24 protein-coding genes are annotated in these 22092 nt (G+C 53.3%); 22 read left to right on the top strand and 2 right to left on the bottom strand.

All coding sequences use genetic code 11. The annotated features are described in order from the left end of the window. Positions 1-99 precede the first annotated feature (99 nt). The 14 genes from yceD (at position 100) to ptsG (ending at position 12629) form a co-directional block, all read left to right on the top strand. Positions 100-621 carry a 23S rRNA accumulation protein YceD gene (gene yceD / locus ACLJNW_RS05805; protein WP_001174492.1) on the top strand — a complete coding sequence of 174 codons (522 nt, stop codon included), beginning with the start codon at positions 100-102 and terminating at the stop codon, positions 619-621. 51 nt (positions 622-672) lie between these two features. Beyond that, entirely contained in the window at positions 673-846 is a 174-nt protein-coding gene (gene rpmF, locus ACLJNW_RS05800; RefSeq protein WP_000290727.1) for a 50S ribosomal protein L32, read from the top strand. Positions 847-979: 133 nt separating this feature from the next. Next, positions 980-2059 carry a phosphate acyltransferase PlsX gene (gene plsX / locus ACLJNW_RS05795; protein ID WP_001532250.1) on the top strand — a complete coding sequence of 360 codons (1080 nt, stop codon included), beginning with the start codon at positions 980-982 and terminating at the stop codon, positions 2057-2059. Between the two features lie 79 nt (positions 2060-2138). Further along, the gene (fabH, locus tag ACLJNW_RS05790; RefSeq protein WP_000288148.1) at positions 2139-3092 is read left to right on the top strand and encodes a beta-ketoacyl-ACP synthase III; all 954 of its coding nucleotides are present in this window, start codon (positions 2139-2141) and stop codon (positions 3090-3092) included. A 15-nt stretch (positions 3093-3107) separates the two neighbouring features. Continuing rightward, positions 3108-4037 carry an ACP S-malonyltransferase gene (gene fabD / locus ACLJNW_RS05785; RefSeq protein ID WP_001529843.1) on the top strand — a complete coding sequence of 310 codons (930 nt, stop codon included), beginning with the start codon at positions 3108-3110 and terminating at the stop codon, positions 4035-4037. A 12-nt stretch (positions 4038-4049) separates the two neighbouring features. Further along, entirely contained in the window at positions 4050-4784 is a 735-nt protein-coding gene (fabG, locus tag ACLJNW_RS05780) for a 3-oxoacyl-ACP reductase FabG (RefSeq protein ID WP_000007236.1), read from the top strand. Between the two features lie 155 nt (positions 4785-4939). Continuing rightward, positions 4940-5176 carry an acyl carrier protein gene (gene acpP, locus ACLJNW_RS05775; protein WP_000103754.1) on the top strand — a complete coding sequence of 79 codons (237 nt, stop codon included), beginning with the start codon at positions 4940-4942 and terminating at the stop codon, positions 5174-5176. An 85-nt stretch (positions 5177-5261) separates the two neighbouring features. Continuing rightward, entirely contained in the window at positions 5262-6503 is a 1242-nt protein-coding gene (gene fabF, locus ACLJNW_RS05770) for a beta-ketoacyl-ACP synthase II (protein ID WP_000044664.1), read from the top strand. Positions 6504-6626: 123 nt separating this feature from the next. Next, positions 6627-7436 carry an aminodeoxychorismate lyase gene (gene pabC, locus ACLJNW_RS05765; protein WP_000478653.1) on the top strand — a complete coding sequence of 270 codons (810 nt, stop codon included), beginning with the start codon at positions 6627-6629 and terminating at the stop codon, positions 7434-7436. Between the two features lie 2 nt (positions 7437-7438). Beyond that, on the top strand, positions 7439-8461 hold the full coding sequence (gene yceG / locus ACLJNW_RS05760; RefSeq protein WP_000736459.1) for a cell division protein YceG: 1023 nt from the start codon (positions 7439-7441) through the stop codon (positions 8459-8461). Next, on the top strand, positions 8451-9092 hold the full coding sequence (gene tmk, locus ACLJNW_RS05755) for a dTMP kinase (protein ID WP_000535396.1): 642 nt from the start codon (positions 8451-8453) through the stop codon (positions 9090-9092). The genes yceG and tmk overlap by 11 nt, the downstream gene beginning before the upstream one ends. Then, the gene (holB, locus tag ACLJNW_RS05750; protein WP_023203779.1) at positions 9089-10093 is read left to right on the top strand and encodes a DNA polymerase III subunit delta'; all 1005 of its coding nucleotides are present in this window, start codon (positions 9089-9091) and stop codon (positions 10091-10093) included. The genes tmk and holB overlap by 4 nt, the downstream gene beginning before the upstream one ends. 10 nt (positions 10094-10103) lie before the next feature. Then, complete coding sequence (locus ACLJNW_RS05745) at positions 10104-10901, top strand: metal-dependent hydrolase (RefSeq protein ID WP_000480277.1); 798 nt, start codon at positions 10104-10106, stop codon at positions 10899-10901. A 294-nt stretch (positions 10902-11195) separates the two neighbouring features. Next, a complete protein-coding gene (ptsG, locus tag ACLJNW_RS05740) occupies positions 11196-12629 on the top strand; it encodes a PTS glucose transporter subunit IIBC (protein ID WP_000475705.1) in 1434 nt (477 codons plus the stop codon). An 84-nt stretch (positions 12630-12713) separates the two neighbouring features. Here ptsG and fhuE read toward each other — a convergent pair whose 3' ends face one another. After that, positions 12714-14888 (bottom strand): ferric-rhodotorulic acid/ferric-coprogen receptor FhuE, encoded by a 2175-nt coding sequence (gene fhuE, locus ACLJNW_RS05735; protein ID WP_023193237.1) that lies wholly within the window; start codon positions 14886-14888, stop codon positions 12714-12716. Positions 14889-15229: 341 nt separating this feature from the next. On the opposite strand from fhuE, the gene hinT reads away from it, so the two are divergent. The 8 genes from hinT to ACLJNW_RS05695 all read left to right on the top strand — a co-directional run bounded on the left by hinT (position 15230) and on the right by ACLJNW_RS05695 (position 21302). Beyond that, on the top strand, positions 15230-15589 hold the full coding sequence (hinT, locus tag ACLJNW_RS05730; RefSeq protein ID WP_001532068.1) for a purine nucleoside phosphoramidase: 360 nt from the start codon (positions 15230-15232) through the stop codon (positions 15587-15589). Between the two features lie 2 nt (positions 15590-15591). Further along, positions 15592-15966, top strand: a complete 375-nt coding sequence (locus ACLJNW_RS05725) for a YcfL family protein (RefSeq protein WP_000589563.1) — start codon at positions 15592-15594, stop codon at positions 15964-15966. Positions 15967-15979: 13 nt separating this feature from the next. Further along, positions 15980-16618: a penicillin-binding protein activator LpoB gene (gene lpoB / locus ACLJNW_RS05720; protein WP_000164359.1), complete on the top strand. Its 639-nt coding sequence runs from the start codon at positions 15980-15982 to the stop codon at positions 16616-16618. Further along, a complete protein-coding gene (gene thiK / locus ACLJNW_RS05715; protein WP_001257320.1) occupies positions 16599-17423 on the top strand; it encodes a thiamine kinase in 825 nt (274 codons plus the stop codon). Before lpoB ends, thiK begins: the two co-directional genes overlap by 20 nt. A 10-nt stretch (positions 17424-17433) precedes the next feature. Then, a complete protein-coding gene (gene nagZ / locus ACLJNW_RS05710; protein WP_000529339.1) occupies positions 17434-18459 on the top strand; it encodes a beta-N-acetylhexosaminidase in 1026 nt (341 codons plus the stop codon). Between the two features lie 24 nt (positions 18460-18483). Continuing rightward, positions 18484-19026 carry an alpha/beta hydrolase YcfP gene (ycfP, locus tag ACLJNW_RS05705; protein ID WP_021000185.1) on the top strand — a complete coding sequence of 181 codons (543 nt, stop codon included), beginning with the start codon at positions 18484-18486 and terminating at the stop codon, positions 19024-19026. Between the two features lie 253 nt (positions 19027-19279). Next, on the top strand, positions 19280-20584 hold the full coding sequence (ndh, locus tag ACLJNW_RS05700) for an NADH-quinone dehydrogenase (protein WP_000211053.1): 1305 nt from the start codon (positions 19280-19282) through the stop codon (positions 20582-20584). A 178-nt stretch (positions 20585-20762) separates the two neighbouring features. Further along, positions 20763-21302, top strand: a complete 540-nt coding sequence (locus ACLJNW_RS05695) for a glycine zipper 2TM domain-containing protein (RefSeq protein WP_001043449.1) — start codon at positions 20763-20765, stop codon at positions 21300-21302. Between the two features lie 73 nt (positions 21303-21375). On the opposite strand, the gene comR is transcribed toward ACLJNW_RS05695, so the two are convergent. Next, a complete protein-coding gene (gene comR / locus ACLJNW_RS05690) occupies positions 21376-22011 on the bottom strand; it encodes a TetR family copper-responsive transcriptional repressor ComR (protein WP_000205986.1) in 636 nt (211 codons plus the stop codon). Positions 22012-22092: the final 81 nt, after the last annotated feature.

Genomic DNA, 22092 nt, shown 5'->3' with positions numbered 1-22092 from the left:
GTCTGTAACCCGCAATGTGTGCGAATTATTGGCAAAAGGCAACCGCAGGCTGCCTTTTTCTTTGACTATATGACGTTACGAAGTTAATATGCGCGCCCTATGCAAAAGGTAAAATTACCCCTGACTCTTGATCCGGTTCGTACCGCTCAAAAACGCCTTGATTACCAGGGTATCTATACCCCCGATCAGGTTGAGCGCGTTGCCGAATCTGTAGTCAGTGTGGACAGTGATGTGGAATGCTCCATGTCGTTCGCTATCGATAACCAGCGTCTCGCCGTTTTAACCGGCGATGCGGTCGTTACGGTGTCGCTCGAATGCCAGCGTTGCGGGAAACCGTTTACCCATCAGGTTCACACAACGTATTGTTTTAGCCCTGTCCGTTCCGACGAGCAGGCTGAAGCACTGCCGGAAGCGTATGAGCCGATTGAGGTAAACGAATTCGGCGAAATCGATCTGCTGGCGACGGTTGAAGATGAAATCATCCTCGCCTTGCCGGTAGTTCCGGTGCATGATTCTGAACACTGTGAAGTGTCCGAGGCGGACATGGTCTTTGGCGAACTGCCTGATGAAGCGCAAAAGCCAAACCCATTTGCCGTATTAGCCAGCTTAAAGCGTAAGTAATAGGTCTTCCCCGCGGACGCAGGGATAAACCGTAATTGAGGAGTAAGGTCCATGGCCGTACAACAGAATAAACCAACCCGTTCCAAACGTGGCATGCGTCGTTCCCATGACGCTCTGACCGCAGTCACCAGCCTGTCTGTAGACAAAACTTCTGGTGAAAAACACCTGCGTCACCACATCACTGCCGACGGTTACTACCGCGGCCGTAAGGTCATCGCTAAGTAATCGCGCGATACTCGATGCCTTTTGCATCACAGGCGTGCCTGTGGTGTAAAAGCCGAAGAGTACAAGCGTGATAAAGCTTAGTGAGGATTTCTCCGCGTAAGCGGAGAACACCGAACCAGGCAGCGACGATACCTTGACACGTCTAACCCTGGCGTTAGATGTCATGGGGGGTGATTTTGGTCCTTCCGTGACGGTGCCTGCAGCATTGCAGGCACTGAACGCTAATTCGCAGCTCACTCTTCTTTTAGTCGGGAATCCCGATATTATCACGCCATTACTTGCCAAAGCTGACTTTGAACAACGTTCGCGTCTGCAGATTATCCCTGCACAGTCAGTTGTTGCCAGTGATGCCCGGCCTTCGCAGGCGATCCGCGCCAGTCGCGGGACATCCATGCGTGTGGCCCTGGAGCTTGTGAAAGAAGGCCGAGCCGAAGCTTGCGTTAGCGCCGGTAATACCGGGGCGCTGATGGGGCTGGCGAAATTATTGCTCAAGCCTCTTGAGGGGATTGAGCGTCCGGCGTTGGTGACGGTATTACCGCACCAGCAAAAGGGCAAAACGGTAGTGCTTGATTTGGGGGCCAACGTCGACTGCGACAGTACCATGCTGGTGCAGTTTGCCGTGATGGGCGCCGTTTTGGCGGAAGAGGTCGTCGGGATCAAAAATCCCCGCGTGGCGCTACTCAATATCGGGGAAGAAGAAACCAAAGGCCTCGACAGTATTCGCGAAGCCTCTTTAATGTTAAAAACAGTCCCAACCATCAATTACATCGGCTACCTTGAGGCGAATGAGTTACTGACGGGAAAAACCGATGTACTGGTGTGTGACGGCTTTACAGGCAATGTCACACTTAAAACGATGGAGGGGGTTGTCAGAATGTTCCTTTCACTGCTGAAATCACAGGGCGAGGGGAAAAAACGGTCGTGGTGGCTGCTGTTATTAAAACGTTGGTTACAAAAAAGCCTGACGAGGCGATTCAGTCACCTCAACCCCGACCAGTATAATGGCGCCTGTCTGTTAGGATTGCGCGGCACGGTGATAAAAAGTCATGGTGCGGCCAATCAGCGAGCATTTGCAGTCGCGATTGAACAGGCAGTGCAGGCGGTGCAGCGACAAGTTCCTCAGCGAATTGCCGCTCGCCTGGAATCTGTATACCCAGCCGGATTTGAACCGCTGGACGATGGCAAAGGCGTAAACCTGCGGGCGCACAGATAATATCGCTGTCTCCCCGGCGCCGCCAGCGTGCCAGACGTTTACAGGTAACGGTATATAACCGAAAAGTGACTGAGCGTACATGTATACGAAGATTATTGGTACTGGCAGCTATCTGCCCGAACAAGTGCGGACTAACGCCGATCTGGAAAAAATGGTTGAGACCTCTGACGAGTGGATTGTCACTCGTACAGGTATTCGTGAACGCCATATCGCCGCGCCGAATGAAACTGTCGCGACGATGGGCTTTACCGCTGCGAATCGCGCGATTGAGATGGCGGGGATCGATAAAGACCAAATTGGCTTGATTGTGGTGGCGACCACATCAGCAACGCATGCATTTCCAAGCGCGGCATGTCAGATTCAAAGTATGCTCGGTATTAAAGGTTGCCCGGCGTTTGATGTCGCGGCAGCGTGCGCAGGTTTCACCTACGCGTTAAGCATCGCCGACCAGTACGTTAAATCCGGCGCGGTTAAACACGCGCTGGTGGTCGGCTCCGATGTATTAGCCCGCACTTGCGATCCTGGCGATCGCGGTACGATCATTATTTTCGGCGATGGCGCAGGCGCGGCCGTACTGAGCGCTTCTGAAGAACCGGGTATTATCTCCACTCATCTTCATGCCGATGGCCGTTACGGTGAATTACTGACCCTGCCGAATGCCGATCGCGTAAATCCGGATAACCCGATTTACCTGACGATGGCGGGTAATGAAGTCTTTAAAGTGGCGGTCACTGAACTGGCGCATATTGTCGATGAGACGCTGGCGGCTAATAACCTGGATCGCTCAGAACTCGATTGGCTGGTGCCGCATCAGGCTAACCTGCGTATCATTAGCGCGACAGCGAAAAAACTCGGCATGTCGATGGACAATGTCGTCGTCACGCTGGACAGGCACGGCAATACCTCCGCGGCTTCTGTGCCGTGCGCGCTGGATGAAGCCGTGCGTGACGGGCGAATTAAAGCCGGTCAGCTGGTATTGCTTGAAGCCTTCGGGGGTGGATTCACCTGGGGCTCCGCGCTGATTCGTTTCTAGTATAAGGATTTAAACATGACGCAATTTGCATTTGTGTTCCCCGGTCAGGGTTCTCAGAGCGTTGGGATGTTGGCCGAGATGGCGGCAAATTACCCTATCGTAGAAGAAACGTTTGCTGAAGCTTCTGCGGCTCTGGGATATGATCTGTGGGCGCTCACCCAGCAAGGTCCAGCGGAAGAACTGAATAAAACCTGGCAGACGCAGCCGGCGCTATTAACCGCTTCCGTCGCGCTTTGGCGCGTTTGGCAGCAGCAGGGCGGTAAAATGCCTGCGTTAATGGCAGGTCACAGCCTGGGCGAATATTCCGCGCTGGTTTGCGCTGGCGTCATCAACTTTGCTGATGCCGTTCGTCTGGTGGAAATGCGCGGTAAATTCATGCAGGAAGCGGTTCCGGAAGGTACTGGCGGCATGTCTGCGATCATAGGGCTGGATGATGCCTCTATTGCTAAAGCCTGTGAAGAATCTGCCGAAGGGCAGGTTGTTTCACCGGTTAACTTTAACTCGCCGGGACAGGTGGTTATCGCCGGGCATAAAGAGGCGGTAGAACGCGCGGGCGCAGCCTGTAAAGCCGCTGGCGCGAAACGCGCGCTGCCGCTGCCGGTGAGCGTACCGTCGCACTGCGCGCTGATGAAACCAGCGGCAGATAAGCTGGCGGTTGAATTAGCCAAAATTACCTTTAACGCGCCAACGGTGCCGGTAGTGAACAACGTTGACGTGAAATGTGAAACCGATGCCGCCGCTATCCGCGATGCGCTGGTTCGCCAGTTGTACAATCCGGTACAGTGGACGAAGAGCGTGGAATTTATCGCGGCGCAGGGCGTTGAACATCTTTATGAAGTGGGTCCAGGTAAAGTCCTCACTGGTCTGACGAAACGTATTGTCGACACCCTGACAGCGTCGGCGCTGAACGAGCCGGCGGCGCTGTCTGCGGCACTTACGCAATAAAAGAGGAAAACCATGAGCTTTGAAGGAAAGATTGCGCTGGTGACTGGTGCAAGCCGTGGCATAGGCCGCGCAATTGCAGAGACTCTCGTTGCCCGCGGCGCGAAAGTTATCGGGACTGCGACCAGTGAAAATGGTGCGAAGAACATTAGCGACTATTTAGGTGCTAACGGGAAAGGTTTGATGTTGAATGTGACCGATCCTGCATCTATTGAATCTGTTCTGGAAAATATTCGCGCAGAATTTGGTGAAGTGGATATCCTGGTTAATAATGCCGGTATCACTCGTGATAATCTGTTGATGCGAATGAAAGATGATGAGTGGAACGATATTATCGAAACCAACTTATCATCCGTTTTCCGCCTGTCAAAAGCGGTAATGCGCGCTATGATGAAAAAGCGTTGTGGTCGCATTATCACTATTGGTTCTGTGGTTGGTACCATGGGAAATGCAGGTCAGGCAAACTACGCTGCGGCGAAAGCGGGCCTGATCGGTTTCAGTAAATCACTGGCGCGTGAAGTTGCGTCCCGTGGTATTACTGTCAATGTTGTGGCTCCGGGTTTTATTGAAACGGACATGACGCGTGCGCTGTCTGACGATCAGCGTGCGGGTATCCTGGCGCAGGTGCCTGCGGGTCGCCTCGGCGGCGCTCAGGAAATCGCCAGTGCGGTTGCATTTTTAGCCTCTGACGAAGCGAGTTACATCACTGGTGAGACTCTGCACGTCAACGGCGGAATGTACATGGTTTAATCACGATTGAAAAATATTTGCGTTATTAGGGCGAAAGGCCGCAAAATAACGTAAAATCGTGGTAAGACCTGCCGGGATTTAGTTGCAAATTTTTCAACATTTTATACACTACGAAAACCATCGCGAAAGCGAGTTTTGATAGGAAATTTAAGAGTATGAGCACTATCGAAGAACGCGTTAAGAAAATTATCGGCGAACAGCTGGGCGTTAAGCAGGAAGAAGTAACCAACAATGCTTCTTTCGTTGAAGACCTGGGCGCAGATTCTCTTGACACCGTTGAGCTGGTAATGGCTCTGGAAGAAGAGTTTGATACTGAGATTCCGGACGAAGAAGCTGAGAAAATCACCACCGTTCAGGCTGCCATTGATTACATCAACGGCCACCAGGCGTAAGTGAACATCTCCAGGCGGTCGTTCGACCGCCTGAGTTTTATCTTTTTGTCCCACTAGAATCATTTTCCCTCCCTGGAGGACAACCGTGTCTAAGCGTCGTGTAGTTGTGACCGGACTGGGCATGTTGTCTCCTGTCGGCAATACCGTAGAGTCTACCTGGAAAGCTCTCCTTGCCGGTCAGAGTGGCATCAGCCTGATCGACCATTTCGATACTAGCGCCTATGCAACGAAATTTGCTGGCTTAGTAAAGGATTTTAACTGTGATGACATTATCTCGCGCAAAGAACAGCGCAAGATGGATGCCTTCATTCAATATGGAATTGTCGCTGGCGTACAGGCCATGCAGGATTCTGGCCTTGAAGTGACGGAAGAGAACGCAAGCCGTATTGGCGCCGCTATCGGCTCCGGTATCGGTGGTCTCGGTCTGATCGAAGAAAACCACAGTTCGCTGGTAAAAGGCGGACCGCGTAAGATTAGCCCGTTCTTTGTCCCGTCGACGATTGTTAACATGGTAGCAGGCCATCTGACTATCATGTATGGCCTGCGTGGGCCAAGTATCTCTATTGCGACTGCCTGTACTTCAGGCGTGCATAACATCGGCCATGCCGCGCGTATCATCGCCTATGGCGATGCGGACGCGATGGTGGCAGGTGGCGCAGAAAAAGCCAGTACGCCGCTGGGTGTAGGTGGTTTTGGCGCAGCGCGCGCGCTGTCGACCCGCAACGATAACCCACAGGCGGCGAGCCGTCCGTGGGATAAAGAACGCGATGGTTTTGTACTGGGCGACGGTGCCGGTATGTTGGTGCTTGAAGAGTACGAACATGCAAAAGCGCGTGGTGCGAAAATCTATGCCGAAATCGTCGGCTTTGGTATGAGCAGCGATGCTTACCATATGACGTCGCCGCCGGAAAATGGCGCAGGCGCTGCGCTGGCGATGGTTAACGCGTTGCGTGATGCCGCGATTGAGCCTGCTCAGATTGGCTACGTCAACGCGCACGGCACGTCGACGCCTGCCGGCGACAAAGCTGAGACGCAGGCGGTTAAGTCAGTCTTTGGCGATGCCGCAAGCCGAGTGATGGTGAGCTCGACCAAATCGATGACCGGCCATCTGTTGGGCGCCGCAGGCGCAGTAGAGTCTATTTTCTCTATTCTGGCGCTACGCGATCAGGCCATTCCGCCAACCATTAATCTGGATAACCCGGATGAAGGTTGCGATCTGGACTTCGTGCCGCATGAAGCGCGCCAGGTCAGCGATCTGGAGTACGCTCTGTGTAACTCCTTTGGTTTTGGCGGAACTAACGGTTCCTTGATCTTTAAAAAGATCTAAGTTAAGCCAGAGACAGACATTAATAAAAAGGTCCGCTTGTCGGGCCTTTTTTATCAGGCATATCACCTCTTGTTCTGCGTTATTCATCCTGCCACACTAGCAGGCGACGGATAAGGAGCCACTATGTTTTTAATTAATGGCCATGCGCAGGATCAACTTGCTGTAAGCGACCGGGCGACGCAGTTCGGCGATGGCAGTTTTACGACCGCACGTATTGTTGATGGCAACATTTGCCATCTGGAAGCGCATCTTCAGCGCTTGCAGGTTGCCTGTGAAAAATTACGGATCGCTTTTAGCCATTGGGCGACCCTTCGGCAAGAGATGACAATGTTGGCCACAGGGCATGATTCAGGCGTGTTGAAAGTGATCATTAGCCGTGGTAGCGGCGGCCGGGGATACAGCGCCATGAATTGTCAGGCAGCTACCCGAATCCTCTCCGTTTCTGCTTATCCCGCTTATTATTCTCAGTGGCGTAAGCAAGGCATCACTCTTACCCTTAGTCCCATACCGCTTGGGCGCAATCCTTATCTTGCCGGATTAAAACATCTGAACCGCCTCGAACAGGTGTTGATTCGCTCTCATCTTGAGCAGACGGACGCCGATGAGGCGCTGGTTCTTGACAGCGAGGGATGGGTTACGGAATGCTGTGCGGCTAATTTGTTCTGGCGTACAGGCGACATTGTTTTTACGCCGCGTCTGGATCAGGCCGGGGTGAACGGCATTATGCGACAATTTTGTTTACGCCAACTGGCGCAATCTCCTTTCCAGGTTCTTGAAGTACAGGCGAGAGAGGAGGCAGTCAGGCAGGCGGATGAGATTATCATTTGCAACGCGCTAATGCCGATTATTCCCATACGCGCCTATCACGGGACGTCGTATTCTTCGCGAACACTGTTTCAATTTTTAGCCCCATTTTGTGAGCATCCGAATTAGTTATGAAAAAATTGTCAGGCGTTTTCCTTCTGCTGTTGGTTGTGCTGGGTATTGCCGCGGGCGTGGGGATGTGGAAAGTTCGCCATCTGGCGAACAGCACGTTACTTATTAAAAACGAGACTATCTTTACGCTCAAGGCGGGAACGGGGCGGCTGGCGCTTGGCGACCAGCTTTATGATGAAAAAATCATTAATCGCCCCCGGGTATTTCAGTGGCTGCTGCGCGTGGAGCCTGAGTTATCGCACTTTAAAGCGGGAACTTACCGTTTTACGCCGGGGATGACCGTACGGGAGATGCTTGAGTTGCTGGAGAGCGGCAAAGAAGCGCAATTCCCGTTGCGGTTTGTGGAAGGGATGCGCCTTAGCGATTACCTGAAACAGTTACGAGAGGCGCCGTATATTCGCCATACATTGCCGGATGATGACTACGCCACTGTCGCTCAGGCATTAAAGCTTGCGCATCCGGAATGGGTAGAAGGGTGGTTCTGGCCTGATACCTGGATGTATACCGCCAACACCAGCGATGTCGCTATTCTCAAGCGAGCGCATCAAAAGATGGTGAAAGCTGTCGATACTGTCTGGAAAGGCCGGGCCGAGGGGCTGCCTTATAAAGATCAGAACCAACTGGTGACAATGGCCTCGATTATTGAAAAAGAGACGGCTGTCGCCAGCGAACGCGATCAGGTGGCCTCAGTCTTTATTAATCGCCTGAGAATCGGTATGCGCCTTCAGACCGATCCCACCGTGATTTACGGGATGGGGACGAGTTATAATGGTAACTTGTCGCGTGCGGATCTGGAAAAGCCGACGGCTTATAACACGTATACCATAACCGGGCTGCCGCCAGGACCGATCGCATCGCCCAGCGAAGCGTCATTGCAGGCGGCGGCGCATCCGGCGAAAACGCCGTATCTCTATTTTGTGGCCGACGGTAAAGGTGGTCACACATTTAACACCAATCTTGCCAGCCATAATCGGTCAGTGCAGGAGTACCTGAAAGTGCTTAAGGAAAAAAATGGGCAGTAATTATATCGTCATCGAGGGCCTGGAAGGCGCCGGAAAAACCACTGCGCGCGACGTGGTGGTGGAGACCCTTGAGCAACTGGGTATTCGTAATATGATTTTTACCCGTGAGCCGGGCGGTACGCAGCTTGCCGAAAAACTAAGAAGTCTGGTGTTGGATATTCGATCGGTAGGCGACGAAGTGATTACCGATAAAGCGGAAGTGCTGATGTTTTATGCCGCTCGCGTACAGCTCGTCGAAACGGTAATCAAACCCGCGCTGGCGCAAGGCATATGGGTGATCGGCGATCGCCACGATCTCTCGACCCAGGCGTATCAGGGGGGAGGGCGCGGCATTGATCAAACCATGCTGGCGACACTACGCGATGCCGTGCTGGGCGATTTTCGCCCTGACCTGACGCTGTATCTGGATGTCACGCCGGAAGTCGGGCTAAAACGCGCCAGAGCGCGCGGCGATTTGGATCGCATTGAGCAAGAATCTTTTGATTTCTTTAACCGGACTCGCGCGCGCTATCTGGAACTGGCGGCGCAAGACTCGCGTATCCGCACCATTGACGCGACCCAGCCGCTGGATGCCGTCATGCGCGACATTCGCGCCACGGTGACGAAGTGGGTGCAGGAGCAAGCGGCATGAAATGGTATCCATGGTTACGGCCCGCCTATGAAAAACTGGTAGAAAGTTACCAGGCGGGACGTGGGCACCATGCGCTACTGATTCAGGCCTTACCTGGCATGGGCGACGAGGCGCTGTGCTATGCGCTGAGCCGTTATCTGTTATGCCAGCAGCCTGAGGGCCACAAAAGCTGTGGGCATTGCCGTGGCTGTCAGCTTATGCAGGCTGGCACGCATCCGGACTATTACACGCTGACGCCGGATAAAGGCAAAAGCAGCCTCGGCGTAGATGCGGTACGCGAGGTAAGCGAGAAATTGTACGAGCACTCCCGTCTGGGCGGTGCGAAGGTGGTGTGGATTGCGGATGCGGCGCTATTAACCGACGCCGCCGCCAATGCGTTGCTCAAAACGCTGGAAGAGCCGCCGGAGCAAACCTGGTTTTTCCTTGCCAGCCCGGAGCCTGCTCGTCTGTTGGCGACATTACGCAGCCGCTGCCGGCTGCATCATCTGGCGCCGCCGTCCGAATCGTATGCGATGTCATGGCTATCGCGAGAAGTGACGGCGTCACAAGAAGTATTGCTCACGGCGCTACGTCTGAATGCGGGGTCGCCCGGCGCCGCGCTGGCGCTGTTGCAGTCTGAACGCTGGGCGCAGCGTGAGGCGCTGTGTCAGGCGTTAATGGACAGTTTGCATACGGGCGACTGGTATGCGTTATTAACGGCGCTCAATCATGAGCAAGCCCCGGCGCGCCTGCACTGGCTGGCGACGCTGCTGGTAGACGCGCTGAAACGTCAGCACGGCGCGTCGTACCTGACAAACGTTGATGCGGACGCGGTTGTTGCCGCGCTGGCGGGGCCGCTATCCCCGGCGCGTATTCAGGCAATCCTGAACGATGTTTGCCATTGTCGTGATCAATTACTTCATGTGACCGGATTAAATCGCGAACTGGTATTAACCGATCTCATTCTCCGCATCGAGCATTACCTGCAACCAGGCACCTTGTTGCCTGTTCCTCATCTTTGAGAGAGACATTATGTTTTTAGTCGACTCACACTGCCATCTTGATGGTCTGGATTATCAATCTTTGCATAAGGACGTGGACGATGTGCTGGCGAAAGCCGCCGCGCGCGATGTGAAGTTCTGTTTAGCGGTGGCGACGACGCTGCCGGGGTATCGCCATATGCGCAAGCTGGTGGGCAAGCGCGATAATGTGGTCTTTTCCTGCGGCGTGCATCCGTTAAATCAGGATGAAGCATATGACGTAGAAGAACTGCGCCTCCTTGCTGCAGAAGACGATGTGGTGGCGATGGGCGAGACAGGGCTTGATTACTTTTACACGCCTGAGACCAAAATCCGCCAGCAGGCGTCTTTTATTCATCATATCCAGATTGGCCGCGAATTGCATAAACCGGTGATTGTCCATACTCGCGACGCGCGCGCCGATACGCTGGCTATCCTGCGCGAAGAAAAAGTGACGGATTGCGGCGGCGTACTACACTGTTTTACAGAAGACAGAGAAACGGCCGGCAAATTGTTGGATCTGGGGTTTTATATCTCTTTTTCCGGCATCGTAACGTTCCGTAACGCTGAACAGTTGCGTGATGCGGCGCGCTATGTGCCGCTGGATCGGTTATTAGTCGAGACCGATTCTCCTTATCTGGCGCCGGTGCCGCATCGCGGTAAAGAGAACCAGCCTGCGATGGTACGCGACGTCGCAGAATATATGGCGGTATTGAAAGGGGTTGCCGTTGAAGAACTGGCGCAGATCACCACCGATAACTTTGCTCGCCTGTTCCATATTGACGCGTCTCGCCTGTCATCAATCCGTTAAACGAGTTTTTTTAAAGCTCGTAATTAATAAACAAAACGCGTAAAGTTCACCGCCACAAAAGGGGCGGTGAGCGAGCTTATGGAAACATTCGGAAACTCATTTTGGCAGAATGTGATACTTTTTAGGCTATCTGGCGCTGAAACGTGATAGCCGTCAAACAAAATCAGACGTATTTATTTTACTCTGTGTAATAAATAAAAGGGCACTTAGATGTCCTGTCCACGGCGGGGTTCTCCCCCCTCGCCAATGCGTGAGAACGTAGAAAAGCACAAATACTCAGGAGCACTCTCAATTATGTTTAAGAATGCATTTGCTAACCTGCAAAAGGTCGGTAAATCGCTGATGCTGCCGGTATCCGTACTCCCTATCGCAGGTATCCTGCTGGGTGTCGGTTCCGCTAACTTCAGCTGGCTGCCAGCCGTTGTATCGCACGTTATGGCAGAAGCGGGCGGATCTGTTTTTGCCAATATGCCGCTGATTTTCGCTATCGGCGTGGCGTTGGGCTTCACCAACAACGACGGCGTTTCGGCTCTGGCGGCGGTAGTAGCGTATGGCATCATGGTGAAAACCATGGCTGTGGTTGCGCCGCTGGTTCTGCATTTACCTGCTGAAGAGATCGCCGCTAAACACCTTGCTGATACGGGTGTTCTCGGGGGGATTATCTCCGGTGCGATCGCAGCGTATATGTTTAACCGCTTCTACCGTATCAAACTGCCTGAGTATCTGGGCTTCTTTGCGGGCAAACGCTTCGTGCCGATCATTTCGGGTCTGGCCGCTATTTTTACCGGTGTGGTGCTGTCTTTCGTATGGCCGCCAATCGGTACGGCTATCCAGGCGTTCTCGCAGTGGGCTGCTTATCAGAACCCGGTTGTCGCGTTTGGTATTTACGGTTTTATCGAGCGTTGCCTGGTGCCGTTTGGTCTGCATCATATCTGGAACGTTCCTTTCCAGATGCAGATCGGCGAATATACCAACGCAGCGGGTCAGGTATTCCACGGCGACATTCCGCGCTATATGGCGGGCGACCCGACGGCAGGTATGTTGTCTGGCGGCTTCCTGTTCAAAATGTACGGTCTGCCGGCTGCGGCCATTGCTATCTGGCACTCTGCTAAACCGGAAAACCGCGCAAAAGTGGGCGGTATCATGATTTCCGCCGCGCTGACCTCGTTTTTGACGGGTATTACCGAGCCTATCGAGTTCTCCTTCATGTTCGTGGCGCCGATCCTGTACATTATTCACGCGATTCTGGCAGGTCTGGCATTCCCGATCTGTATCCTGCTGGGGATGCGTGACGGTACGTCGTTCTCCCACGGTCTGATCGACTTTATCGTGCTGTCCGGTAACAGCAGCAAATTGTGGCTGTTCCCGATTGTTGGCGCCGGTTATGCGATTGTGTACTACACCGTGTTCCGCGTGCTGATCAAAGCGCTGGATCTGAAAACGCCGGGTCGTGAAGACACTACTGATGACGCAAAAGCGGGGGCGACCAGCGAAATGGCGCCGGCTTTGGTTGCGGCGTTTGGCGGTAAAGAGAACATCACTAACCTGGATGCCTGTATCACGCGTCTGCGCGTGAGCGTAGCCGATGTAGCGAAAGTGGATCAGGCTGGCCTGAAGAAACTGGGCGCGGCAGGCGTTGTCGTCGCGGGTTCCGGCGTTCAGGCTATTTTCGGTACGAAATCCGATAACCTGAAAACGGAAATGGATGAGTACATCCGTAACAGCTAAGCAGTAATGATGTTGGGGAGAATTAAGGCAGCCATTCGGCTGCCTTTTTTAATGGCGCTTTACATGCCGCTCTCCGACAGTCTGTCAGAACTGATAATTGGCGGTGAGGCTGACGTTACGCGGTGCGCCGTAAACAATGGAACCATCAATATTGGTGTCGTAGGTTTTATCAAACAGGTTGTTGATGTTTCCCTGTACGGAGAAATTTTTCGTCACCTGATAGCGGGTAAACAGATCGACCAGCGCATAGCTGCCCTGTTCGGCGCGGAAAGTGCCGTACGGCGTCGTGGTATCTTTGTAAACCCGATTCTGCCAGTTCACGCCGCCGCCGACCGTCAGCTCCGGTATCGCCGGCAGACGATAGCGGGTGAATAACTTCACGCTGGTGCGCGGAAGATTAGGGTTCACGGCGTTACCTTCATTGTCCTCGGCAACATACCGGGTAGCCCCGAAAGTCATCTGCCAGTTATCGGTAATTGCGCCGTTCACTTCAAATTCGACGCCTTTGCTCACCGTTCCGTCAGTAGACTTCCAGGCAAACTCCCCATTACTGCCAGGGATGGGAATAGTGGTTGCCTGAGCGACGTTATCCTGCTCAATGCGGAACACGGACAACGTGGTGGTGAGGCGGCTGTTCATCCAGTCGGACTTCAGGCCCGCTTCATAGTTATTACCGGTAATCGGAGCCAGATATTGACCCGCTTTGTCGCGTTTATTCTGCGGCTGAAAGATAGAGGTATAACTGGCATAAGCGGACCAGTTGTCGTTGATATCATAAATCAGCCCGGCATACGGCGTGGTATGGTTTTTCTCCATGCTGTAGGTCAGTGTATCAACACGCCAGTTGGTATAACGAGCGCCGAGAATCAGATGCAGCGGGTCGGCCAGCGAAATGCGCGTAGCGGCATACAGCGATTTCATATGCGTGGTATCGTCCTGCGCCAGATTTTGTGGCGCCCAGTGGGTTTGGGGGAAATTACCGTTAAAGGCGCTGAAGTTGCCAATGTCGTCCGGAAAGACGTTCGCCCAGGCGCTAAAATAGCGGTTATTCTGTTTACTATAACTGCCGCCAAACATCATATTGTGCTGACGGCCAAACAGCTCATAAGCGCCATCGGCAAAGAGATCTATGGCATCTACTTTGCGCTTGCCGCTGTTCCAGCCCGTACCGCCGACCACGGGGTAGCTTGCGCCATAAGGACTCACCAGCGTACCTGTCTCTTTATCGACTAAAGCATCGATATACATCATTTTACTGTCGAATTTGACCTCAGTATGGGTCGCATTCAGGGTCGCCTGCCAGCTTTCGGCAAAACGCTGCTTAAGCGTGACGAAGAATTTATTTATCTCTTTGTTGTTATAAGCCCAGTCCGGGGCGGTACTACGCGCGCGGTCATAGCTATTTTTGCTGCCATCGGTGTTCCAGCGCGGCAGACCGCCCCAGGTCGGGCTGTTGACATCAATTTTTTGATATTCATAACCGGCTGAAAGGCTGGTAGTTGCCCCCAGATCGGCATCGATAATTCCGGAAAAGAACGCTTTCTCACTGTTATAGCGGTCCAGCCAGGAATCATTATTCTGATAACCCGCCACGATGCGCCCACGGACATTACCGTCTGCGGTGAGCGGACTTTGCAGATCCATGACGTAACGCTGCTTATTCCAGCTACCGTATTCTGTGGAGACGTTACCTTTGAACTCCCGACTGGTGGCGTGTTTACGGATCATATTAATTGAGGCAGAAGGATTACCGGTCCCGGTCATCAGCCCATTCGCGCCGCGAACCACCTCCACGCGCTCATACAGCGCGGTATCCGTTAGCGCATCGCCCAGATTCCAGCGGGACTCAAAATACGTTGGAATACCGTCAACCATATAGTTGTCAATTTCAAACCCGCGCGAGTAATAGCTGATGCGATCGGAGTCAGCCTGGCTTCCGCTGATCCCCAGCGTATTGGTCATCACCTCGCCCAGGGTTTGCAACTGCTGGTCTTCCATACGCTGTTGGCTGACAATACTGACCGACTGCGGGATATCGCGCTGAGTCATCGGCATTTTGGTGCCCGCTGCGGTCGTTTTCACGCTGTAATCCTGTTCTTCACGGTTTACGGCGTCAGCGGTCGTCGCGCCTTCGACAATAACGGTATCCTCAGCCGCGAAGGCGGCAGGCATAAATGCCATCGCCATACCCATAGCTAACAGCGACGGTGCGGCGGTGGACTGAAGGTGTTTGTCCCGGCGGTATTGAATGAAAGACATCTGAAAATCCTTGCTTGTTATTGGGGTAAGTTCAGGACGTATGACGTTGAACCTTTTCATTCTTTGCTAGTTAATGCGCACAAAAATGCAAATGAGAAATATACGCATTTGTATTAAATGTGTAAAACGGTATAACCAGGGAAACTAGAAATATTTTTTAAGCGTACAAAGGCGTCATGGCAGGGGGATATGGCGGTAAGTCCAGCATGTAGTCATTTTTCGCTTAATAAATCGTGGGTTAAAGTTGAAAGAGCGTCGGTAACTCGCTCATACTCTATACTCGCAGTATGGCTCGGCGTAGCATGTGCGCTGCAAGGGCTATTATGAAAAAGGAAAACGTCGTGGCAGAAGAAACTATATTCAGCAAAATTATTCGTCGTGAAATCCCTTCGGATATCGTTTATCAGGATGAGCTGGTCACCGCCTTTCGTGATATTTCACCGCAGGCGCCGACGCATATCTTGATTATTCCCAATATCCTGATCCCAACCGTCAATGACGTGACGGCGGAACATGAACAGGCGTTAGGTCGGATGATCACCGTGGCGGCGAAAATCGCCGAACAGGAAGGCATTGCCGAAGATGGGTATCGTTTAATCATGAATACCAACCGCCATGGGGGCCAGGAGGTTTATCATATCCATATGCACCTACTGGGCGGCCGCCCGCTAGGCCCGATGCTGGCGCATAAAGGCTTGTAAGTATGATCAAAGGATGCATCGCGGTTTCTCTGGGCTTGCTGCTGCTTACCGGCTGCCGGTCACACCCTGAAATTCCGGTAAGCGACGCGCAGTCGCTGGTGATGGAGTCCACGGTTCTGGCGGCGGGCGTCACCGCAGAGCCGCCTGAACTGACGGCGTCTGATATCCAGCCATCAGCCTCTTCCCGCGTCTATAACGAAAGGCAAGAGCCCATAACCGTTCATTATCGGTTTTACTGGTATGACGCGCGGGGGCTGGAGATGCATCCGCTGGAGGCGCCGCGTAGCGTAACCATACCCGCGCGTTCGTCGGTAACGCTATTTGGCAGCGCCAATTATCTGGGGGCGCATAAGGTCAGGCTTTATCTTTATTTGTGAGGAGTGAATTTTGATGACAAAAATGCATCGCTACGCCGCCATTGCTGCGCTGGCGATATTTCTCTCCGGGTGTATGGCGCAACGTCAACCTGCGCCAGTTGAAGAGGTAAAACCAGCGCCAGAACAACCCGCGCAGCCGCCGCAGCCTCCTGTTGTGCCGTCTGTGCCAACCATTCCACAGCAACCGGGGCCGATCGAACATGAAGATCAAACGGGCCAGCCAGCGCCTAAGGTGCGCCACTATGACTGGAACGGCGCGATGCAACCGCTGGTCAGCAAAATGTTGCAGGCTGATGGCGTGACGGCCGGAAGCGTATTGCTTGTCGACAGCGTGAATAACCGGACGAATGGGTCGTTAAATGCGAACGAGGCAACGGAAACGTTACGTAATGCGCTGGCGAACAACGGTAAATTTACGCTGGTGTCCGTACAGCAACTCTCGATGGCAAAACAGCAGTTAGGATTGTCTCCGCAGGATAGTCTGGGAACGCGCAGTAAAGCTATTGGCATTGCGCGCAATGTCGGGGCGCAATATGTACTTTACTCCAGCGCATCCGGTAACGTTAACGCGCCTGCATTACAGATGCAGTTAATGCTGGTGCAAACTGGCGAGATAATCTGGTCAGGTAAAGGTGCGGTCCAACAACAATAATCCCTTAACGCGCGACGAGATCCTGTCGCGCTATTTTCCCCAGTATCGTCCCGCCGTCGCCGCATCGCAGGGGCTAAGCGGCGGGAGCTGTATTATTGCTCACGATACTCACCGTATCGTGCTGCGCCGTCATCACGACCCCGACGCTCCACCAGCCCATTTTTTACGTCATCACCGCGCCTTATCCCAATTGCCAGCCAGTCTGGCGCCGCGAGCGCTTTTTTATACGCCGGGCTGGATGGCGGTAGAATATCTGCATGGTGTGGTAAATTCCGCTCTGCCAGATGCCGACGAACTGGCGGCCTTACTGTATCATTTGCATCAACAGCCGCGTTTTGGCTGGCGTATCGCGCTATCGCCACTATTGGCGCAGTACTGGTCGTGTTGCGATCCGGCAAGGCGTACGCCGTTTTGGTTGCGGCGGCTCAAACAGTTGCAAAAAAACGGTGAACCTCGCCCGCTGCGGCTCGCGCCTTTGCATATGGATGTCCATGGCGACAATATAGTATTAACGTCCGCCGGGTTGAGACTGATTGACTGGGAGTATGCCGGCGACGGCGATATTGCGTTGGAGCTGGCGGCAGTATGGGTTGAGGATGAACGCCAGCACCGACAACTGGCAGACGCTTATGCCGCGCGCGCGCGAATCGACGCCCGGCAGCTATGGCGACAGATACGATTATGGCACCCCTGGGTCATTATGCTAAAAGCAGGGTGGTTCGAATACCGCTGGCGACAAACCGGCGAGCAACAATTTATCAGGCTGGCCGATGAAACCTGGCGCCAGCTACGTATGAAAGGATAAGGAGAGCAGTGTGGGCCCAGTAATGTTGAATGTCGAAGGATGTGAGCTGGATGCGGAGGAGCGCGAGATACTGGCGCATCCGCTGGTTGGCGGGCTTATTCTGTTCACGCGTAATTACCATGACCCGGAACAGCTGCGCGAATTAGTGCGCCAGATTCGGGCGGCATCGCGTAACCATCTGGTGGTGGCCGTCGATCAGGAAGGCGGGCGCGTACAGCGTTTCCGTGAAGGGTTTACCCGCCTGCCCGCGGCGCAATCTTTTTTTGCGCTGCATGGGCTGGAAGAGGGGGGACGACTGGCGCAGGAGGCAGGGTGGCTGATGGCCAGCGAAATGATCGCGATGGATATTGATATCAGTTTTGCGCCAGTGCTGGATGTCGGGCATATCAGCGCGGCAATTGGCGAGCGTTCTTATCATGCCGATCCCGCAAAAGCGTTGGCAATGGCAACACGCTTTATTGACGGTATGCATGACGCCGGGATGAAAACGACCGGTAAGCATTTCCCCGGCCACGGCGCGGTCACGGCGGACTCCCACAAAGAGACGCCGTGCGATCCACGTCCTGAAACGGACATCCGTGGCAAAGATATGTCGGTGTTCCGCGCGCTGATTAGTGAGAATAAACTGGATGCGATTATGCCTGCCCACGTAATCTACCGCGCTATCGATCCACGCCCGGCAAGCGGTTCGCCGTACTGGCTGAAAACGGTGCTGCGTCAGGAGTTAGGCTTTGATGGCGTCATTTTCTCCGACGATCTGTCGATGGAGGGCGCGGCGATTATGGGCAGCTATGCTGAGCGCGCTCAGGCGTCGCTGGATGCGGGTTGCGATATGATTCTGGTCTGCAATAATCGTAAAGGCGCAGTCAGCGTGTTGGATAATCTGTCGCCGATCAAAGCAGAACGTGTTACACGTTTGTATCATAAAGGTTCATTTTCACGCCGGGAGCTCATGGACTCAGCTCGCTGGAAAACAGCCAGCGCCCAGCTCAACCAGTTACATGAACGCTGGCAGGAAGAAAAAGCAGGTCATTAACTCGAGTTTTCGTGAGGGTGCCAGATGATTATTTATTTACACGGTTTTGATTCAAATAGTCCGGGCAACCATGAAAAAGTGTTGCAATTACAGTTTATCGACCCGGATGTTCGGCTGGTAAGCTACAGTACGCGGCATCCTAAGCACGATATGCAGCATCTGCTGAAAGAAGTGGACAAAATGTTGCAGTTGAATGTGGACGATCGCCCTTTAATCTGTGGCGTGGGGCTGGGCGGTTACTGGGCGGAGCGGATTGGCTTTTTGTGCGATATCCGTCAGGTGGTTTTTAACCCGAACCTGTTCCCCTATGAAAACATGGAGGGGAAAATCGATCGCCCGGAAGAATATGCGGACATCGCTACAAAGTGCGTAACCAACTTTCGCGAAAAAAATCGCGATCGTTGTCTGGTGATCCTCTCGCGTCATGACGAAGCGCTGGACAGCCAACGCTCAGCGCAAGCGCTTCACCCGTATTATGAAATTGTGTGGGATGAGGAACAGACTCACAAATTCAAAAATATTTCGCCGCACTTGCAACGTATCAAAGCGTTTAAAACGCTGGGGTAACGCCCCCGGCAATATGGCGTTATCAGTGACCGGATAACCAGCCTTGCGGCTGGTTTTTTTATGCTCAATTCTCGCAAACTGTCTATCTTTTCAGCATGAAAACTTGATGCACATCAATTTTGGTATGACCAATGCACCGTTCATGCTATTCTCATATCAGAAGCTTATTCTCATTAACGTAACTTGTTGTTAATTAAAGGCTATACTAATAACTTTTAATTAACAATTGGTTAATAAATTTAAGGGGGTCACGTTGACTACACCATTAAAAAAGATCGTGATTGTCGGCGGCGGCGCTGGCGGGCTGGAAATGGCGACGCAGTTAGGCCATAAACTGGGGCGCAAGAAAAAAGCGAAAATCACGCTGGTAGACAGAAATCACAGCCATCTGTGGAAACCATTGCTGCACGAAGTGGCGACTGGCTCTCTGGACGAAGGCGTGGATGCGCTGAGCTATCTGGCCCATGCGCGCAATCATGGTTTCCAGTTCCAACTGGGGTCGGTGATGGATATCGATCGCGAAGCGAAAACCATCACTATTGCCGAGTTACGTGATGAAAAGGGCGAACTGCTGGTGCCGGAGCGCAAAATCGCGTATGACACGCTGGTGATGGCGCTGGGCAGCACCTCTAATGATTTCAACACGCCGGGCGTGAAAGAGCACTGTATCTTCCTCGATAACCCGCATCAGGCGCGCCGTTTTCACCAGGAGATGCTGAACCTATTCCTCAAGTATTCGGCTAATCTGGGCGCGAACGGTAAGGTCAATATCGCCATCGTTGGCGGCGGTGCGACGGGGGTTGAGCTGTCGGCTGAACTGCATAATGCGGTAAAACAGCTGCATAGCTATGGTTATAAGGGGCTGACCAACGACGCGCTGAACGTGACGTTGGTTGAGGCTGGCGAGCGTATTCTGCCTGCGTTGCCGCCACGTATCTCCAGCGCCGCGCATAATGAACTGACCAAACTGGGCGTTCGCGTGCTGACGCAAACTATGGTCACCAGCGCCGACGAAGGCGGTCTGCATACGAAAGAAGGTGAATATATTCAGGCCGATCTGATGGTGTGGGCGGCGGGTATCAAAGCGCCAGATTTTATGAAAGAGATTGGTGGTCTGGAAACGAACCGCATTAACCAACTGGTGGTGGAACCGACGCTGCAAACCACGCGCGATCCTGATATTTATGCGATTGGCGACTGCGCTTCCTGCGCACGTCCGGAGGGAGGTTTTGTGCCGCCTCGCGCTCAGGCGGCGCATCAGATGGCTACCTGCGCGATGAATAACATTCTGGCGCAGATGAATGGCAAACCGCTGAAAGCTTACCAGTATAAAGATCATGGATCGCTGGTCTCTCTGTCCAACTTCTCTACCGTGGGTAGTCTGATGGGGAACCTGACCCGCGGTTCAATGATGATTGAAGGACGTATCGCCCGCTTCGTGTATATCTCGCTATACCGTATGCACCAGATAGCGCTGCATGGATACTTTAAAACCGGCCTGATGATGCTGGTGGGCAGTATTAACCGCGTCATTCGTCCGCGCCTGAAACTGCATTAATTTCTCTGCGTCTCACCGGCTGCTCGCGCCGGTGAGCGCTTCTCCATCACTCGCTTCGGAGTTGTCCGAATCCTTCAGCTTTACCGCCTCATCCCGCATTTTTCATCCTCATTCCGATTGGCTTTGTTCGCATACTGGTTGCAAAATTGTTACCAATAGCAACGAAGGAGGAACTCCCGTGAATAAATCAATGTTGGCGGGTATAGGGATTGGCGTAGCGGCTGCGCTGGGTGTGGCGGCAGTGGCCAGTCTCAACGTATTTGATCGTGGTCCGCAATATGCGCAGGTGATATCGGCTAAACCGATTAAAGAGACGGTAAAAACGCCGCGTCAGGAGTGCCGTAATGTCACGGTCACGCATCGTAGACCGGTTCAGGACGAAAACCGTATTGCTGGCTCGGTGCTTGGCGCAGTAGCAGGCGGCGTGATTGGACATCAATTTGGCGGCGGTCGTGGTAAAGATGTGGCGACGGTCGTCGGGGCGCTGGGCGGCGGTTATGCTGGCAATCAAATCCAGGGGTCAATGCAGGAAAGTGATACTTACACTACCACGCAGCAACGCTGTAAGACGGTGTATGACAAATCTGAAAAGATGCTTGGCTACGACGTGACCTACAAAATTGGCGATCAGCAGGGCAAAATCCGCATGGATAAAGACCCCGGAACGCAAATTCCCCTCGACGGCAATGGCCAACTGGTTCTGAATAACAAAGCATAAAAAAGCTGTACTCTGCAAGTTAGCCCCTCATTCGCTCAGGCTGAGGGGCTTTTTTTATCCGAAGCTGCGTCGTTCAGGACTTGAGTAGTTCAGGCCAGATGCGCAGAGTCGTACGCGTAATTTGCATCAGTTGTTCGAAGGTGGCTCCTTCACGGGCGCTGATCGACATTCCCTGTAAAATACAGTTTATATATTCCGCGAGCGCCTGCGGGTTACAGTGCGCCGGAATTTCACCGCGCTCCTGACGTTGGCGCAGAAACTGGATGAGCGTCTGTTCCTGCATGGCGTGGCGTGATTTTACCGTGCGGGCGATATCGCGCGAGGAGGCGGCGAGGGTGGCGGACGTATTAATCATAAAGCAGCCAGCCGGCGTGTCTGTACTGGTAAAGCAGGCGGCAATTTCTGTGAAGTAATCTTCCAGCGCCGATTCCACGCTTTTCTCTTCACAAAAGAGCTGGGCTTCGTGCTTTGAGGCAAAGCGAGTGATGTAGCGATCCAGGACAGCGCGAAATAATCCTTCTTTGTTAGTGAATTCCGCATAGAGAGTAGGCGCTTTCGCCCCGGTAGCCTCTACGAGATCGGCAAGCGAAGTTGCTTCATAGCCGTGCTGCCAGAAGAGAGTCATGGCCTTATCAAGCGCGGCTTCCCTGTCGAACACTTTTGGTCGGCCACGGCTTTTCTTCGCGCAACTCGTGGTATCCGTTGTCATGATGCCGTTGTACCTGTTTAAAGAGCGGTCTCTCTATTATAAAAACAAACCACTTCTGGCTCCAGAGTATTCATTAGAAAA

It is taken from the genome of Salmonella sp. SAL4457, from assembly GCF_046548235.1.
Classification (GTDB): domain Bacteria; phylum Pseudomonadota; class Gammaproteobacteria; order Enterobacterales; family Enterobacteriaceae; genus Salmonella; species Salmonella enterica.
This window is presented reverse-complemented; position numbering and strand designations above follow the sequence as displayed.